Origin of the sequence: Pseudomonas sp. PGPPP4 (genome assembly GCF_002256045.1) — a bacterium.
Classification (GTDB): Bacteria; Pseudomonadota; Gammaproteobacteria; order Pseudomonadales; family Pseudomonadaceae; genus Chryseomonas; species Chryseomonas oryzihabitans.
On record NZ_NKID01000012.1, the window covers coordinates 1 to 14997 of the forward strand.

Annotated in this window: 12 protein-coding genes, 1 tRNA gene and 1 rRNA gene; 8 read left to right on the forward strand and 6 right to left on the reverse strand. The window is 66.2% G+C overall.

The window, feature by feature from the left end:
* Positions 1-92, forward strand: a 5S ribosomal RNA gene (rrf, locus tag CFE50_RS18965); the annotation flags it as partial.
* Between the two features lie 461 nt (positions 93-553).
* Here rrf and mksF read toward each other — a convergent pair.
* Genes mksF through mksB form a run of 3 tightly spaced genes read right to left on the reverse strand, consistent with a single transcriptional unit; the run spans position 554 to position 5281 of the window.
* Complete coding sequence (gene mksF / locus CFE50_RS18970) at positions 554-3355, reverse strand: Mks condensin complex protein MksF (protein ID WP_286736754.1); 2802 nt, start codon at positions 3353-3355, stop codon at positions 554-556.
* Positions 3352-4029, reverse strand: a complete 678-nt coding sequence (gene mksE, locus CFE50_RS18975; RefSeq protein ID WP_286736755.1) for an Mks condensin complex protein MksE — start codon at positions 4027-4029, stop codon at positions 3352-3354. The genes mksF and mksE overlap by 4 nt, the downstream gene beginning before the upstream one ends.
* Positions 4019-5281, reverse strand: a complete 1263-nt coding sequence (gene mksB, locus CFE50_RS18980; RefSeq protein WP_286736756.1) for an Mks condensin complex protein MksB — start codon at positions 5279-5281, stop codon at positions 4019-4021. Before mksB ends, mksE begins: the two co-directional genes overlap by 11 nt.
* A 171-nt stretch (positions 5282-5452) precedes the next feature.
* On the opposite strand from mksB, the gene CFE50_RS18985 reads away from it, so the two are divergent.
* Both CFE50_RS18985 and rimI read left to right on the forward strand, forming a co-directional pair.
* Positions 5453-6283, forward strand: a complete 831-nt coding sequence (locus CFE50_RS18985; protein WP_286736758.1) for an energy transducer TonB — start codon at positions 5453-5455, stop codon at positions 6281-6283.
* Positions 6280-6732: a ribosomal protein S18-alanine N-acetyltransferase gene (gene rimI / locus CFE50_RS18990; protein ID WP_007161501.1), complete on the forward strand. Its 453-nt coding sequence runs from the start codon at positions 6280-6282 to the stop codon at positions 6730-6732. Before CFE50_RS18985 ends, rimI begins: the two co-directional genes overlap by 4 nt.
* 13 nt (positions 6733-6745) lie before the next feature.
* Here the strand turns inward: rimI and CFE50_RS18995 are convergent, their stop codons facing one another.
* The gene (locus CFE50_RS18995; protein ID WP_241808461.1) at positions 6746-7279 is read right to left on the reverse strand and encodes a hypothetical protein; all 534 of its coding nucleotides are present in this window, start codon (positions 7277-7279) and stop codon (positions 6746-6748) included.
* Between the two features lie 127 nt (positions 7280-7406).
* Here CFE50_RS18995 and otsB point away from each other — a divergent pair, with 127 nt between their 5' ends.
* Both otsB and otsA read left to right on the forward strand, forming a co-directional pair.
* Positions 7407-8165, forward strand: a complete 759-nt coding sequence (otsB, locus tag CFE50_RS19000; protein WP_027599132.1) for a trehalose-phosphatase — start codon at positions 7407-7409, stop codon at positions 8163-8165.
* 1 nt (position 8166) lies between these two features.
* Positions 8167-9618 carry an alpha,alpha-trehalose-phosphate synthase (UDP-forming) gene (otsA, locus tag CFE50_RS19005; protein WP_241808459.1) on the forward strand — a complete coding sequence of 484 codons (1452 nt, stop codon included), beginning with the start codon at positions 8167-8169 and terminating at the stop codon, positions 9616-9618.
* 311 nt (positions 9619-9929) lie between these two features.
* Here otsA and CFE50_RS19010 read toward each other — a convergent pair.
* Together CFE50_RS19010 and CFE50_RS19015 are read right to left on the reverse strand one after the other, a co-directional pair.
* Positions 9930-10006 (reverse strand) — tRNA-Met (locus CFE50_RS19010).
* A gap of 132 nt (positions 10007-10138) precedes the next feature.
* Entirely contained in the window at positions 10139-11053 is a 915-nt protein-coding gene (locus CFE50_RS19015; protein WP_241808458.1) for a MurR/RpiR family transcriptional regulator, read from the reverse strand.
* A 230-nt stretch (positions 11054-11283) separates the two neighbouring features.
* Between CFE50_RS19015 and CFE50_RS19020 the strand changes: the two genes are divergently transcribed.
* The 3 genes from CFE50_RS19020 to iolB are packed head-to-tail and all read left to right on the forward strand — an operon-like array spanning position 11284 to position 14973.
* Positions 11284-13221 carry a bifunctional 5-dehydro-2-deoxygluconokinase/5-dehydro-2-deoxyphosphogluconate aldolase gene (locus CFE50_RS19020; RefSeq protein ID WP_286736766.1) on the forward strand — a complete coding sequence of 646 codons (1938 nt, stop codon included), beginning with the start codon at positions 11284-11286 and terminating at the stop codon, positions 13219-13221.
* Between the two features lie 25 nt (positions 13222-13246).
* Positions 13247-14146, forward strand: coding sequence for a myo-inosose-2 dehydratase (iolE, locus tag CFE50_RS19025; RefSeq protein ID WP_286736768.1), 900 nt, complete (start codon positions 13247-13249; stop codon positions 14144-14146).
* Between the two features lie 11 nt (positions 14147-14157).
* Positions 14158-14973 (forward strand): 5-deoxy-glucuronate isomerase, encoded by an 816-nt coding sequence (iolB, locus tag CFE50_RS19030; RefSeq protein WP_286736770.1) that lies wholly within the window; start codon positions 14158-14160, stop codon positions 14971-14973.
* Positions 14974-14997: the final 24 nt, after the last annotated feature.

Here is a 14997-nt window from a genome sequence, read left to right on the forward strand (position 1 = left end):
CCACCTGATCCCTTCCCGAACTCAGAAGTGAAACGATGCATCGCCGATGGTAGTGTGGGGCTTCCCCATGTGAGAGTAGGTCATCGTCAAGCGCCTAACACCCAGCACCCCCGCTCAGTTCACTCTGGCGGGGGTGTTGTCTTTAGGGCGGGAAAAGTTTGGCCGGGGCGGCAGGGTGCCTGGGCGCTGGGGGCAGAGAATCGGCCAATGGAAGCCTGGGGCTGCGGAGTTGAGATTGCCCTCACCCTAGCCCTCTCCCGGGGGGAGAGGGGACTAGAAGCGGAGTAGCGGAGAGCTTGGCGCAGGCCTGTCAGATGGATGCTGCCTGAAGCTCGTAAAAGCCTAAGAGCCACGACAGCCCGGCTGCGCCGGGCTGTTGTAGCCATGGTTGTCCGCCGATGCGTCCGCTCCTACAAGGAGGCATGCCGTAGGAGCGGCCCATGGCCGCGATCGAATGGCTGGAGGTGCGCTCGACCCAACCTACCGCAGCGTTACGCGAGCAAGAAAAGAAAAAGCCCGGCATTTGCCGGGCTTTTTGCGTTCTGGAAGGGGTTCAAACGGGTTCGGGCAGGGCCAGGTCGCGTTTGGCGATGTACTTCCAGTCGGCTTCGTCGATGTAGATGCCGCCGGGGCCGCTGCCGCCTTCGAGGTCGATGGCAACCTGGGCGCTGACCTGGGGTTTGACGCTGGCCAGGATGGGCACGAAGCCCAGTTGCTGGCTGGTTTCGATCAGCGCCTGCTGGTTGCGTTCGTCGATGTCCGCGGCTTCGTCCAGGTAGTAGGGCAGGCGGATCTTGGCGGCCTGCTCCCGGTCCATCAGGTGCAGCAACAGGTACATGTTGGTGAGCGCCTTGATGGTCATGGTGGTGCCGTTGGAGGCGGCGCCGTCGATATCGGTGTGCAGGATCGGCTGGCCGCCCTGCTTGGTGATCTCGAAGGCCAGTTCGAAGAGGTCCTTGAGGCCGAGCTGGTTGCCGTTGGCGGCCACCAGGCGTGCCAGGTATTCCTTGGCGTCCTCGTTCTTCTGGTCCTGGCTGCTGTCCTGGGTGAGATCGAAGACCGACAGGGTTTCGCCTTCCTCATACTGACCGGCGCTGTGGATGATCTGGTCGATGTGCTTGAGCGCCTCCTTGTTCGGCGCCAGGACGATGCGGAAGCTCTCCAGGTTGGAGACCTGCTTGCGATTGATCTCGCGATTGAACAGCTGCAGCTGGTGTTCGAGGTTGTCGTAGTCGCTGCGGATGTTTCTCAGGGTCCGGGCGATGTCGGTGACGGCGGCGCGGCGGGCCTTGGCCAGGGTCAGGGCTTCGTCTTGGCGATGGGCATAGGCGTTCACCAGCAGCTGCAGGCGGCGCTCGGGGTCTTCCTCGTTGTCGAACTTGGCAACGCCCTTGAGGCGGACCTGGGCATAGAGCGCCTCGATCTGGGTGTCGGCGCGCTGCAGGGCCTGCCAGGTGTCCTGGTAGTCGTTGAGCAGCGGCAGCAGGTTTTCCAGGGAATCGTCGACCGCTTCCATGAAGGGCGTGCCCTGGGGCAGGTCGGTGGGCAGCAGCTGGCGGCGGCGCAGGGCGTCGGCCAGGGTGCGGTCCTTGGCTTCCAGGTCGGCCAGCTGGCGACCGATCAGCTGCAGCTTGGCGGAGAGTTGCTGGACGCGTTCGGTGAAGGCGTCGCCGGCGCGTCTCAGTTCGTCCTGGGCGGCTTCCAGCTGGGCCAGCTGTTCGAGCTTTTCGTTTTCCTCGGCACCGAGGGTCTGGCAGCGACGGAAGTCTTCCAGGGCCTTCTGGGCATCCAGGACCTGCTGATAGAGGGCTTCGGCCTGGGCCTTGCTAGCCTGGCGGTCGAGGCTGACGCCCTGCTGCGCCTTGAGTTGCTTGAGTTCGCGCTCCAGGCGGTCCTTCTGGTCACGCAGGGCGGCGCGATCGGCCAGCGCCTGCAGGGTGGGTGGCTCTATCCCAGACAGGTCGAGGGACAGACCCGGCAATTCGAGGCGATCGCCCTGGAAACGCGCCAGGATGCCTTCGAAGGTCTTTACCCAGTTGCCGTCTTCGCTCAGTTCGACGCCCTTGGGGCCGAGCGGCAGGCTGAACAGCTGGCCGTTGAACAGTCGCATCAGGCGGTCGACGTCGGCCTGGCTGAATTCCTCGCGCAGGCGGGCGTAGCTGTTGTTGTCGGCGTGGTCGAGTTGCTGGCGAATACCCTTGAGGCGCTGCTCCAGTTCGCGGACGCGCTGGTCGAGGTCTTCGCTGCTGAACTGACGCGCTTGGGACAAAGCGCCGGCCAGTTCGTCGTGGGCGTCCTTGGCGGCCAGCAGCTGGGCTTCCAGGGGCGCGGTGGACTCCACCAGGGCGAAGCGGTGCTTGAGCTGGGCCAGCTCGGCGAGCCAGCGCTGCAGGCCGCTGATCTCGCGCTCGCGGCGCATCAGTTCGCTGGTGCCGTCGCGCTGGTTCTGCTGCAGACCGTCCTGTTCCTGGCGGTAGTGTTCGGTCTGGGCCAGGAGTTCGTCGCGACGGTCGAGTGCGTAGTGCTGCCAGGTGCCGAGCAGGCTGTCGAGCAGCGGCGAGAGGCGATGCAGCTTGCCCCTCAGGCGGTCGCGCTGCTCGACGCCATTGGCCAGGGCTTCCACCAGCGGGCCGGCGGCGACCAGCGACTGGTAGTCCTGCTCCATGCGGCGGACGTCGCGGAAGGCTTCCTCGCAGGCGGCGATGTAGTCGACGCTGCCGGATCTCAGGCTGTGCTCGAAGGCATCGAGAAACAGCTGCTTGAGCTTGGCCGCGGTGATCTCGCGCATGTGCAGCAGGTTGATGAACAGGGCGCGGAAGGTCTTGAGACTCTGTTCGCTGGTGGATCGCAGCGGGATCAGCGTCAGGTCCAGTGGAATGCTGGTATGGCCACCGACCAGCAGGCGGCGCAATTCCTCGGGTTTGACCTCATAGGCCTTGAGGCCGGCACGCTCCAGACTGGCGAAGAGTTCGCGCTGGCGCAGGCAGGCGCCGTCGCGCTGGTAGTGGGCCAGATCCAGTTCGCCGGCATAGGCGAAGAACTGGTGACCGAAGCCACCTCCCGGGCCGCGACCGGCCACGCCGATGACGTGGGGGCCGTGGGCCAGGCGCAGTTCGATGAGGATGTAGCTGGTGTCTGTGGCGAAGTAGAACTTGCGCGACTGCTCGTTGCTGTACTTGCCGAAGCTCATGTCGGAGAGCCGCGCCAGGATGGGGAATTGCAGGGCGTTGATCGAGGCGCTCTTGCCCAGGTTGTTGGCGCCGTAGACCGACAGCGGCTGTTCCAGCGGGAAGAGGCCGAGGCTGTAGCCGGCGGTGTTGAGCAGGGCGAAGCGGCTGATGCCGTAGCGGATCATAGGTCGAACTCCCGTTCTGCGGCGATGGCGCGGGCCAGGGCGGCCTCTTCGTCATCCTCGTCGGCGCCTTCCTGCTCGCTGTCGTCTTCGTCGCTGGCGAGGGTCGGCGCCGGCAGCGGCAGGTCGCTGGCATGCAGGCCGGCGGCCAGGTCGCGATCCTGTTGCACGGTCAGGCAGACATCGAGAAAGCGGTGCATGGGCGGCAGGAAGCGGTAGGTGCCGTTGCTGTCCAGGGCGAAGCCGAGCTGGGTCAGGCGGCGCAGGATCTTTTCCTCCAGCTCTTCCTGGGTGGTGACCTCGGCCTGCAGGAAGAGGTCGCGGTACTTGTCCAGCAGCGCCGGCAACTCGTGCCGGCCCAGGGTGCCGCCGTCGAGCACGGCCAGTGGGTCGCGACCCTGGTCGGCCAGGTGCTCGACCAGGATGAAGGTGAACAGCGCCAGGCGCTGGGCGGTCTTGTTGACCTGGGCGCCCATCTGCTCGGGCACGAAGTAGTAGAAGCCGCGCGGATCGCAGACCAGTTCGAAGCCGAGGGCGCGGAACAGCGCGCGGTACTGGTCCTGCTGCTGGCTGAGCTGGGCGTAGCTTTCGGGCTCGCTGCGGGACAGGTGATAACCCTTGAACAACTCGCGGAAGATGGGCGCGAGCTGGGTCATTTCGTTGAGATCAAGTTGCATGGGCGTCGCTCGCGAGGGATCGGGCGGTCAGGGCGTAGGAGCACAGGCTGACGCGGTGTTCGAGGGTGTCGTAGTGGCGGCGATCCAGGCGCTGGCGCTGGAAGCGCGTATCGCGGGACAGGCGCGAGAACCAGTAGAGCAACTCGTCGGTGTCGCCGGCCGGTTCCTGTTCCAGCAGCCAGGCCATGAGATCGGGCAGCGGCAGGGCGTCCTGGCAGAGATCGAGCATCTCGCGGGCGGTACGGGGCGCGGCCGGGCGTTCGCTGTCCCGCGGGCGACTGTTCTGGCTGGGGAAGCGCGCCGGCTTGGGCTCGAAGCGCGCCAGGGCGTAGACATAGCTTTCCACCTGGGCGGTGGTGCCGAGAAAGACGCTCTGTGGCCGGCTGAACAGGGGCAGGGCGGCCTGGGGCACGGCGTCGAGGCCCTTGCGCCGAATGGTGGCCAGGGCCAGGGCGGCGCCGCGGGTCACGGCGTTGTGCCGACGCGCTTCCTCGCGCAGCGGCAGCAGCAATTCGCGGGCACGTCTCAGGGCCAGCTGGGCGGCGTTGTGCATCTCCAGGATGCGTGCCTGGGTGCGCAACAGCAGGTCGTCGTCGACCAGCTGGCCGAGGCGCTGCTGTTCGCCCAGCAGGTGCAGGAGGACCTGTTCGACGCGGTGCACCCCGCGCTCGAAAGCGCCGTCGGCGGCCACCAGCTGGATCATCGGCTCGACGTATTCGTCCCAAGTGGCCAGCACCTCGGCATAGCGCTGGCGCAGGGGGATCTGGCGATCGCTGGTCTTGGCGCGCTCGGCGACGCCCTCCAGGGCATGGCCGTCGTTGGCCAGCTTCTTGAGGACATCGCGCACGCGCATGTCCAGCAGGCGCAACTGGCGGACGAGGTCGGGGCCGTCGCGGTTGTCGAAGGCTTCGCGGATGTGGCCGGCGAGGCGCTCCAGGTGGCGCAGGTAGGCCTCGATCTCCAGGCACAGGCCCAGCCGGTGTTCGCGCCTGAGATAGCCGAGGAAGTCGTGGATCTGGCCATTGAGTTCGAAGCGATTGGGGCTCTTGGCCACCGGCACCAGGATGTCCAGGCGGATCCAGGTGTCGAGGAGGGCGGTGAGGTCGGCCGGCGTGCGCTCGGGCAGCTGTTCGGCCAGGCGGGCACGCAACTCGGCCAGGCCCAGGGTGCCGCTGTCGAAGTGGGCGCACAGCGGGTCGATGAGGTGCCAGTGTTCGGCGAGGGTACGCAGGACGCGTTTGGGGTCGATCATGGCGGGGACCGCACCAGACAAAAGCGCCATTGTACTCCAGACGCCAGAGCCTTCGATGTGACCGCGGTGGGACCGATGGGCAGGGCGGCCTTTCGATCTGAGGCGATCCGCGCGACAATGCCGCCCCGCATAATCCTGCCGCGTGTCAGAGCAGGCTCTTAGGATCCGCCCATGTCCGACCCCGCCCCCTCCATCAGCCCCTCGCTTGCCGCCGAGGCGCGTCGTCGCGCCTATCTGCAGGCGTTGCAGCTGGATGTCTGGGTGCCGCGCACGGTGTTGCCCTTCGCCGCGCCTTCGCGGCCGGAAGCCCTGTGGGTCGAGGCGCCGGAAGAGGCGCCCGTTGCCGCCCGGGTGGTCCGCCCGGAGCCGGTGGCCAAGGCCGCGCCGGCCGCTGCGGCAGTCGAGGCACCGGCGGCGCATCGACCGCGTATCGAGATCCCGCGACCCGCGACGCTGAAGCCCGTTGCCACTCCGGTGGCAGAGCCGGAACCGGAGCGGGCGCCGCCGCCACCACGGGAGCCGGCGCCGCGCTTCGCCCTGCAGCTGCTCCAGGCCGGGCGTTGCCTGCTGCTGCTGGAGTTGCCCACCGGCGACACCCTGGGCTCGCGCGATCCAGCCTATCTGCTGCTGCGGGATCTGCTGCGCGCTGCCGGCCTGCCGGACACGCCGCGGATCGTCAGCGAGGAGCCCATTCGCTGGCCGCTGCTCAACAGCGGTCAACTCGACCAGGGCCCGGCGGCGGCGGCCGAATTCGTGCAGAGCTTCGTCTCGGGGCACCAGGAACGCCTGGGCGAAGGCCTGGGCCTCTGGCTGATCGGCGGCGCCGCGCGGCGCTGCAGTGGCGTTGCGGATGCGCAGCTCACCGGAGTGGAGCGGGACACCGCCCTGGGACCGGCCTGGCTGGTACCGGGACTGGATATCTTGATGGAAGAGCCGGCCGCCAAGGCCTCGCTCTGGCAAGCCATGCGCCCGTTGCGGCGCCGCTGGATGGAACAGCAATGAACGATGCGGTGAGCTTTCGGCGGATGACCGAAGCCGATCTGAACACGGTATTGAAGATCGAGTATCAGGCCTTCAGCCACCCCTGGACCCGTGGCATCTTCAGCGATGCGCTCAAGTCCTACGACTGCTGGGTGATGACGGCCGGCGAGCAGCAGGTGGGGCATGGGGTGATCAACGTCATCCTCGACGAGGCCCATCTGCTCAACATCACCATCAAACCGGAAAGCCAGGGCCGCGGTCTCGGCCTGCGGCTGCTGGAACACCTGCTGCAGGAAGCACGCAAGGCCAAGGCCAACGAGTGCTTTCTGGAGGTGCGCGCCAGCAATCAGGCGGCTTACCGGCTGTATGAACGCTATGGCTTCAACGAGATCGGCCGCCGGCGGGATTATTATCCCGCGGTCGGCGGCCGTGAAGATGCGCTGGTGATGGCCTGTACGCTGCTCGACTAGGCCTTCAGCGGTTTCAGTGATCGGCGCGCTTTTCGTCCAGGTCCAGACCGGTGTCTCCGGCGAGGTCTTCGTCGTTGGCGTCCAGATCGGCGTAGCGGGCGTCTCTCTGGGTCTCGGCTTCGTTGGGTTCGTCGGCTTCGCCGTCCCAGGCCTGGCCGTCCAGGGGGTGACTGCGACCGAGTTCGGCCTCGTCCTGGCCGGAACCACCGCCGATGTCGCTGTCCTCGACCACGCTCAGCTCCTTGTCGTTGGGCCAGGCATCGCCGTAGTCGGTTGGCGAGCGGGCACCTGTCTCGTCCAGCAGGGTCTCCGGACTGGCGTCGTCCATGGTCGGTTGATGATCCAGGGTCTCGCCACCGGTCATGCCGGCCTGGCGCACGCGCTCTTCGGGAAACTGGCCTTCGTAGTCGCGTTCATCCATCTCGTCGCCGGCACGGCCCTGACGCTCGTCCTTGCGATCGCTGAAGTCGAGTTCGCGCATGTCACCCATGCGATCCTGGATGTCGTCGATCTCTTCGGGGGTCTTGGTGATTTCGGGCTTGTTCATGGTGGTCTCCAAAGGCAGGGCTGCTAGAGCATCTCCCTGAATCCGACTACGAGCCGGCAAGGGGAATTCCTCGGCACCGCCGGAAGGTGTGAACGAACCATACGGTGACCCGGCAGTCGTACCTCTCATGATCGACCTCGACAGCCTCACCTCATCGGGCCAGCCGCTGGCCTTCTTCTTCGATCTGGATGGCACCCTGGCAGAACTGCAGCCACGTCCGGAACAGGTTTTCATTCCCGCCGAAACCCTCGCTGCGCTCGAGCAGCTGGCGCGCCACCATGGCGTCGCCGTGGTCTCCGGGCGACCGCTGGCGGAGATCGACGGATTCACCAGGCCGCTGCAACTGCCGGCGGCTGGCGTACATGGTGCCGAATGGCGCGATCCCCAAGGCGAGATCCATCGGGTGACCCTGGACGCCGCGGTGCTGGCGCAGGTCGGCGCCCGCCTGGAAGCGGCCCTGGCCGACCATCCGGACCTGCTGCTGGAGCGCAAGAGCGTGGCCTTCGCCCTGCACTATCGCCAGGCGCCGGACAAGGAAGCCCTGGTGCGCGAACTGGCCGAAGGCATCGCCGCCGACCATCCCGAATTCAAGTTGCAACCGGGCAAATGCGTCTTTGAACTCAAGCCCGCTGCGGCGAGCAAGGGCGAGGCCATCGCCCGTTTTCTCGAACTGGAACCCTTTGCCGGCTGCCTGCCGGTGTTTCTCGGTGACGATCGTACCGATGAAGAGGGGTTCACCGTCGTCAATGCGCGAGGCGGTCTGACCGTCAAGGTAGGAGAGGGGGAGACGGTCGCCAAGACCCGCCTGCCTTCGGTGGAAGCGGTGGCCCTCTGGCTGCAGCAGCTGAGCCGTGACCTCGCGCCACATTATAAGCAAGGAGATTAGGATGAGCCGTTTAGTGGTGGTATCGAATCGGGTGGCCCCGATCGAGGAAGGCAAGGCGACCGCGGGTGGTCTGGCAGTGGGCGTACTGGACGCCCTGCGCAAGTCGGGCGGCATCTGGTTCGGCTGGAACGGCGAGACGGTCAAGGAAAACGGGCCGGCCAAGACCCAGACCAAGGACAACATCGACTATGTGACCTTTGGCCTGACCAAGCGCGACTACGACCACTACTACCGCGGTTTCTCCAACGCCACCCTCTGGCCGATCTTCCACTACCGGATCGATCTGGCGCGCTACAACCGGGAAGAGTACGACGGCTATCGACGCGTCAACATGGCCATGGCCGAACGCCTGAAGCCGCTGCTCAAGCCCGATGACATCATCTGGGTGCACGACTATCACCTGATTCCCTTCGCCGAAGCCTGCCGCATGCTGGGCATCCGCAATCGCATCGGCTTCTTCCTGCACATTCCCTTTCCGGCGCCGGAAATCCTCACCGCGATCCCGCCGCACAACGAATTGCTCAAGACCCTGTGCTTCTACGACCTGATCGGCTTCCAGACCGATACCGACCAGCTGGCCTTCCAGGATTACATCACCCGCGAGGTACGCGGCGTGCTGGAGAAGGACGGTAGCCTGACCGCCTACGGGCATAACTTCCGGGTGGGCGTCTATCCCATCGGCGTGATGCCGGACGTCATCCAGAAGCAGGCCGAGTCCTATCGCACGCGGCGCCAGTTCATCTCGCGCAGCATCGAGGGCGTGCCCTACAAGACCATCGTCAGCGTCGACCGACTCGACTATTCGAAGGGACTGGTGGAGCGCTTCCAGGCGTTCGAGAAGCTGCTGGAGCATTTTCCCGAGCATCATCGGGCGGTGCAGTTCGTGCAGATCGCGCCTTCGTCGCGGGCGGACGTGGTCTCCTACCAGAACATCCGCCGTCAGCTGGAGAGCCATGCCGGCCATATCAACGGCCATTTCTCCGAGCTGGACTGGACGCCGATCCGCTACCTGAACAAGAGCTACGACCGCCGCACGGTGATGGGGCTGTTCCGCTCCTCCGACGTGGGTCTGGTGACGCCGCTGCGCGATGGCATGAATCTGGTGGCCAAGGAGTACGTGGCGGCTCAGGACCCGGAGAATCCGGGCGTGCTGGTGCTGTCGCGCTTCGCCGGGGCGGCGCGCGAACTCAATTCGGCGCTGATCGTGAATCCCTACGACCATGTCGGCATGGCCGAAGCGCTGGACCGGGCGCTGCGCATGCCGCTGGAAGAGCGCAAGTCGCGTTACGAAGACATGATGCGGGTGATCCGTAAAGCGGATTTGGCCTCCTGGCGCGACAACTTCCTGCGCGACCTGCGGGCCTTCAGCTCCAAGGCACTGGTGCAGTCCATCGACACCCAGGACGCGGCGGCTGTGGAAGAGGTGGAGAGCAAGCAAAAGGTCGCGCTGTAAGCTGCTTACGCGGTGATCGAGCCCGGCCTAGGCCGGGCTTTTTCATGGGTGGGGCTGAGGTTGGCGTGAAGCGGGCCCTCACCCTGGCCCTCTCCCGGGGGGGAGAGGGGATGAAGAGCGGTGCTGCCTGTGGCTTGAGTCTGCTTGGGCGGGGCTTATCTGAGGGGTGGGCAGGCTGTTCAGGAGAGGGGCGGCGGTACCCTCACCCTAGCCCTCTCCCAGAGGGAGAGGGGATTAAAAGCGGTGCCATCGGCTGGATTTTTTCGTGGGCAATAAAAAAGGGCCAGCTTACGCTGACCCTTGAAAATAGGTGGTGGCTACGCAGGGACTTGAACCCCGGACCCCAGCATTATGAATGCTATGCTCTAACCAGCTGAGCTACGTAGCCATCCGAGGCGCGCATTATTGGCAAGGCGCTGGTGGCTGTCAAGCCTTCTGCTCAAGAAATTTCTGTTTGTCGATCAAGCGTTTGCGCAGCCCTGCCAGGGCCTGTCCGGCTGCTGCGCCCGTTCGCTGCCGGCTAGTCGTCCTCGTCCAGCGGCAGCTGGATCTCGTCCATCTTCAACTCCAGGCGATAGCCCAGGGCCAGGAACAGCGCCTGGCACAGGCAGAGGGTGGCGCTCAGCGACCGGAAGGCGAAGGCGCTGCCCTCGTTGACCAGCAGCAGCGAATCGGCGCGCTTGGCCAGGGGCGAGAGATTGCTGTCAGTGATGATCAGCGTCTTGGCCTTGTGGTGCTGGGCGATGCGCACGCACTGCTGACTTTCCTTGCCATAGGGGCTGAAGCTGATGGCGATCAGCAGGTCGCCCTGGGCGATGCTGCGCATCTGCTCGCGATAGCCGCCGCCCAGGCCGGTGATGAGGTGGATGCGCTTGTTGGTGTGCTGCAGGTTGTAGACCAGGTAGTCGGCCACGGCGAAGGAGCGGCGCACCCCCACCACATAGATGTTCTCGGCGTTCACCAGCAGGTCGACGGCCTTGTCGAAGGCGGCGTCGTCCAGTTCCTCGGCGAGTCGATCCAGGCCCGAGCGGGTGGCGTTGATGCATTCGCGGGCCAGATCGCCACTGCTGGCGCGCTGGCTCTTGTTGGCGATCATGCTGCGGATGCGCTGCTGGTAGTTCTGCACCGGCGTGGTCTTGTGGGTGTAGGCCTCGCGAAACAGCGCCTGCATCTCGCTGAAGCCCTTGAAGCCGAAGCGCTGGGAGAAGCGCACGATGGCCGAGGGGTGCACCTCGCACTGCCCGGCGATATCGCTGATGCGATCCACCATGACCCTGTCGCTCTGCTGGCTGACATAGGCGGCTACCCGTTTCAGCTGGCGCGGCAGGGCCTCGTAGTCACGGGCGATGCAGGCCAGCAACTGCTCGACGTTGCCGGGCGGATCGGCCAGCGACACGCTGCTGAGGGGGTCGTCGGCCGGGGAGTCGGAGGACATGGGCTATCTCACGGTAGGGATTCTTGTGCCGGCAACTTAACCCATTCGCCGGGCGGCGTCGAAGTGGGGCGGCAGGAGCAGTGTACGCCACTTATGGAAATTAAATTCCATAAAATCTCATGTGGAAAATTTGTTGATTTGTCCGCGGCGTCGTTCTAGCCTGAGCTCACTCACACGTTCGGCCCCTCGGGTCCGCGCGGTTGGCCGATAACAATAAGCAGGAGCCACCCATGGGTGATCATTTCTTCGCCAGCGGACGCCAGTTGGACGTCATCTGCCTGGGGCGACTGGGCGTCGACCTCTATGCGCAGCAGATCGGGGCGCCGCTGGAAGACGTCAGCAGCTTCGCCAAGTACCTGGGGGGATCCTCCGCCAACATCGCCTTCGGCACTGCGCGCCTGGGGTTGAAGTCGGCGATGCTGACCCGGGTCGGCGACGACCACATGGGGCGCTTCCTGACCCGGACGCTGGCGCAGGAAGGCTGCGACACCCGTGGCATCCAGGTGGATCGCGAGCGCCTCACCGCCCTGGTGCTGCTGGGCATCAAGGACCGCGAGACCTTTCCCCTGGTGTTCTACCGCGAGAATTGCGCCGACATGGCACTGGGCGCGGACGACATCGACGAGGCCTTCATCGCCAGCGCCAAGGCGCTGTTGATCACCGGCACCCACTTCTCCACCGCGGGCGTGTTCCAGGCCAGCAGCCGGGCCCTGGACTATGCCGAGCGCAATGGCGTGAAGCGGGTGCTGGACATCGACTACCGCCCGGTGCTCTGGGGGCTGACCGGCAAGGCCGATGGCGAGACCCGTTTCATCGCCAGCGCCGAGGTCAGCGCCCATGTACAGCGCATCCTGCCGCGCTTCGACCTGGTGGTGGGCACCGAGGAGGAATTCCAGATCGCCGGCGGCAGCGAAGACCTGCTCACCGCCCTGCGCCGGGTGCGCGAGGTGACCGCGGCGACGCTGGTGGTCAAGCTCGGCGCCCAGGGCTGCACGGTGCTCCACGGCGCCATCCCGGCGTGTCTCGAGGACGGCGAGATCCATCGCGGCATCCGCGTCGAGGTGCTCAATGTGCTGGGCGCGGGCGATGCCTTCATGTCCGGCTTCCTGCGCGGCTGGCTGACCGGCGGCGACGATGCCGAATGCTGCCGGCTGGCCAATGCCTGCGGCGGACTGGTGGTGTCGCGCCACGGCTGCGCCCCGGCCATGCCGACCCTGGCCGAACTGGACTACCTCCACCACAGCCCGGTGCCCATCACCCGGCCCGACCTCGATCCCGTGCTCACCCGCCTGCACCGGGTCAGCGTCCGCCGCCGTACCTGGCAACAGCTGTTCATCTTCGCCTTCGATCACCGCTACCAGCTGGTGGAAAGTGCCCAGCAGGTGGGCGCCGATCCGGCGCGGATTCCGGCGCTCAAGCAACTGTTCGTCCAGGCCATCGCCGAGGTCGAGCAGGCGCTGGCGGAGCAGGGCGTGGCGGCGGATGTCGGGCTGCTTGCCGACGAGCGCTTCGGCCAGGATGCCCTGAATGCCGCCAGCGGCCGTGGCTGGTGGCTTGCCCGGCCGGTGGAACTGCAGAATTCGCGACCCCTGGCCTTCGAGCATGGCCGCTCGGTGGGCAGCACCCTGCTGAGCTGGCCGAGCGAGCAGATCATCAAGTGCCTGGTGCAATTCCACCCCGATGACGAGCCGCTGCTGCGGCTGGAGCAGGAGGCCCAGCTCAAGGGGCTGTACCAGGCGGCTCAGGCCAGCGGTCATGAACTCCTGCTGGAGGTCATCCCGCCCAAGAACCATGCGTCCAGCCGGCCGGACGTGCTCTATCGCGCCATCAAGCGGCTGTACAACCTGGGCATCTATCCCGAGTGGTGGAAGATCGAGGCGCAGCCGGCCGCCGTCTGGAGGCAACTCGACCAGTTGATCGCCGAGCGCGATCCCTATTGCCAGGGCGTGGTGCTGCTGGGTCTCAACGCCCCGGCCGAGGAGCTGGCCGAAGGCTTTCGGCAGGCCAGCGCCAGCCAGCGCTGCCAGGGCTTCGCCGTGGGCCGGACCATCTTCGCCCAGCCGAGTCGGGCCTGGCTGGCCGGCGAGATCGACGACCGCGCGCTGATCGCGCAGATCCGCAGCAACTTCGAATTCCTGATCCAGGCCTGGCGCGACGCCCGCGCCTGATCGCCTCCTGACGAGCAAGGCTGACATGACCGCACAACAACAACTCAAGATCGGCATCAACCCCATCTCCTGGGCCAACGACGACCTGCCGGCGCTGGGCGGCGACACCCCGCTGGAAACCATCCTGCGCGAGGGCAAGGAAATCGGCTTCCAGGGCTTCGAGCTGGGCGGCAAGTTTCCCAGCGAACCCAGGGCGCTGGGCGAGGTGCTCGGCCAGCACGACCTGGAGCTGGTCTCCGGCTGGTATTCCAGCGGTCTGGCGCACCGTGAGGTCGAGGCCGAGATCGAGGCGATCCGTCCCCATTGCCGGCTGCTGGCCGAGAACGGCGCCAGGGTGCTGGTCTATGGCGAGGTGGCCGGTTCCATCCAGGGTCAGCGTATTCCCCTGATCGAGCGGCCGCGCTTCCACAGCGACGCCGCCTGGCAGGCCTATGCCGAAAAGCTCGATCGCCTGGCCGCCTTTACCCTGAGCCAGGGCCTGCGCCTGGCCTATCACCACCACATGGGCGCCTATGTGGAAGCGCCCGAGGACATCGCCCGGTTGATGGCGCTGACCTCCCCGGACGTCGGCCTGCTGTTCGATGCCGGTCACTGCTACATGGGCGGTGGCGACCCCCTGAGCGTACTGCAGCAACATATCGACCGGGTCTGCCATGTGCACTTCAAGGATGTGCGCAAGGCCGTGGTGCAGCTGGCGCGCAACAACCAGTGGAGCTTTCCGGACTGCATCCTCAACGGCACCTTCACTGTGCCGGGGGATGGCGACATCGACTTCTCGGCGCTGCTCAAGGTGCTGGTGGCCGCCGGCTACCAGGGCTGGCTGGTGGTGGAAGCCGAGCAGGACCCGGCCGTGGCGCCGGCCTACGAATACGCCAAGAAGGGCTACGACCATCTGCGCCAGCTGGTGGCGCAGGCCACTGCCTGAGGAGACCTGCAATGAATCTGCTCGTCAAAGCCGACCGGAGCGCCCGTGACATCGTCAGCGTCCCGGCCGGTGCCCTGGACTATGTCGGCTTCGCCGCCCATCGCCTGCAACCGGGGGAATCCCTGCCGGTGCTGGCGGGTGACCTGGAGGTCTGCATCGTGCTGCTCAGCGGCGGCGCCAGTATCGAAGGCGGGCATCCGCAACTGGGCGACTTCGCCTGGCGCGGGCTGGCCGGTCGCCAGAGCGTCTTCGAGGACGTCTCGCCCTATGCCGCCTACCTGCCGCCCGGCAGCGAGGCGCGGGTGACCGCCGACAGCGCCGCCGAAATCGCCGTCTGCACCTCGCCGGGCAATCCGGTGGTGGCAGATCGGCTGCCACCGCGGCTGATCGAGCCGGCGAGCATGCAGCGTTCCACCCGCGGCAAGGGCGCCAATACCCGCTATGTCTGCGACATCCTGCCGGACACCGCGGCCGCCCATTCGCTGCTGGTGGTGGAGGTGCGCACCCCGTCCGGGCATTCCTCCAGCTATCCGCCCCACCGCCATGACCGCGACAACCTGCCGGCGGAGAGTCTGCTGGAGGAGTCCTACTACCACCGCATCGATCCGGGCCAGGGCTTCGTCTTCCAGCGCGTCTACACCGACGAGCGCGATCTGGACCAGGCCATGGCGGTGGAAGACCACGACGTGGTGCTGGTACCGCGCGGCTATCACCCGGTCAGCGTGCCCTATGGCTACGAATCCTATTACCTCAACGTGATGGCCGGCCCCCGGCGCGTCTGGAAATTCCACAACGATCCGCAGCACGAGTGGCTGCTGACCCGGTAACCCCCCTTTCGCACGCGCCGCAGC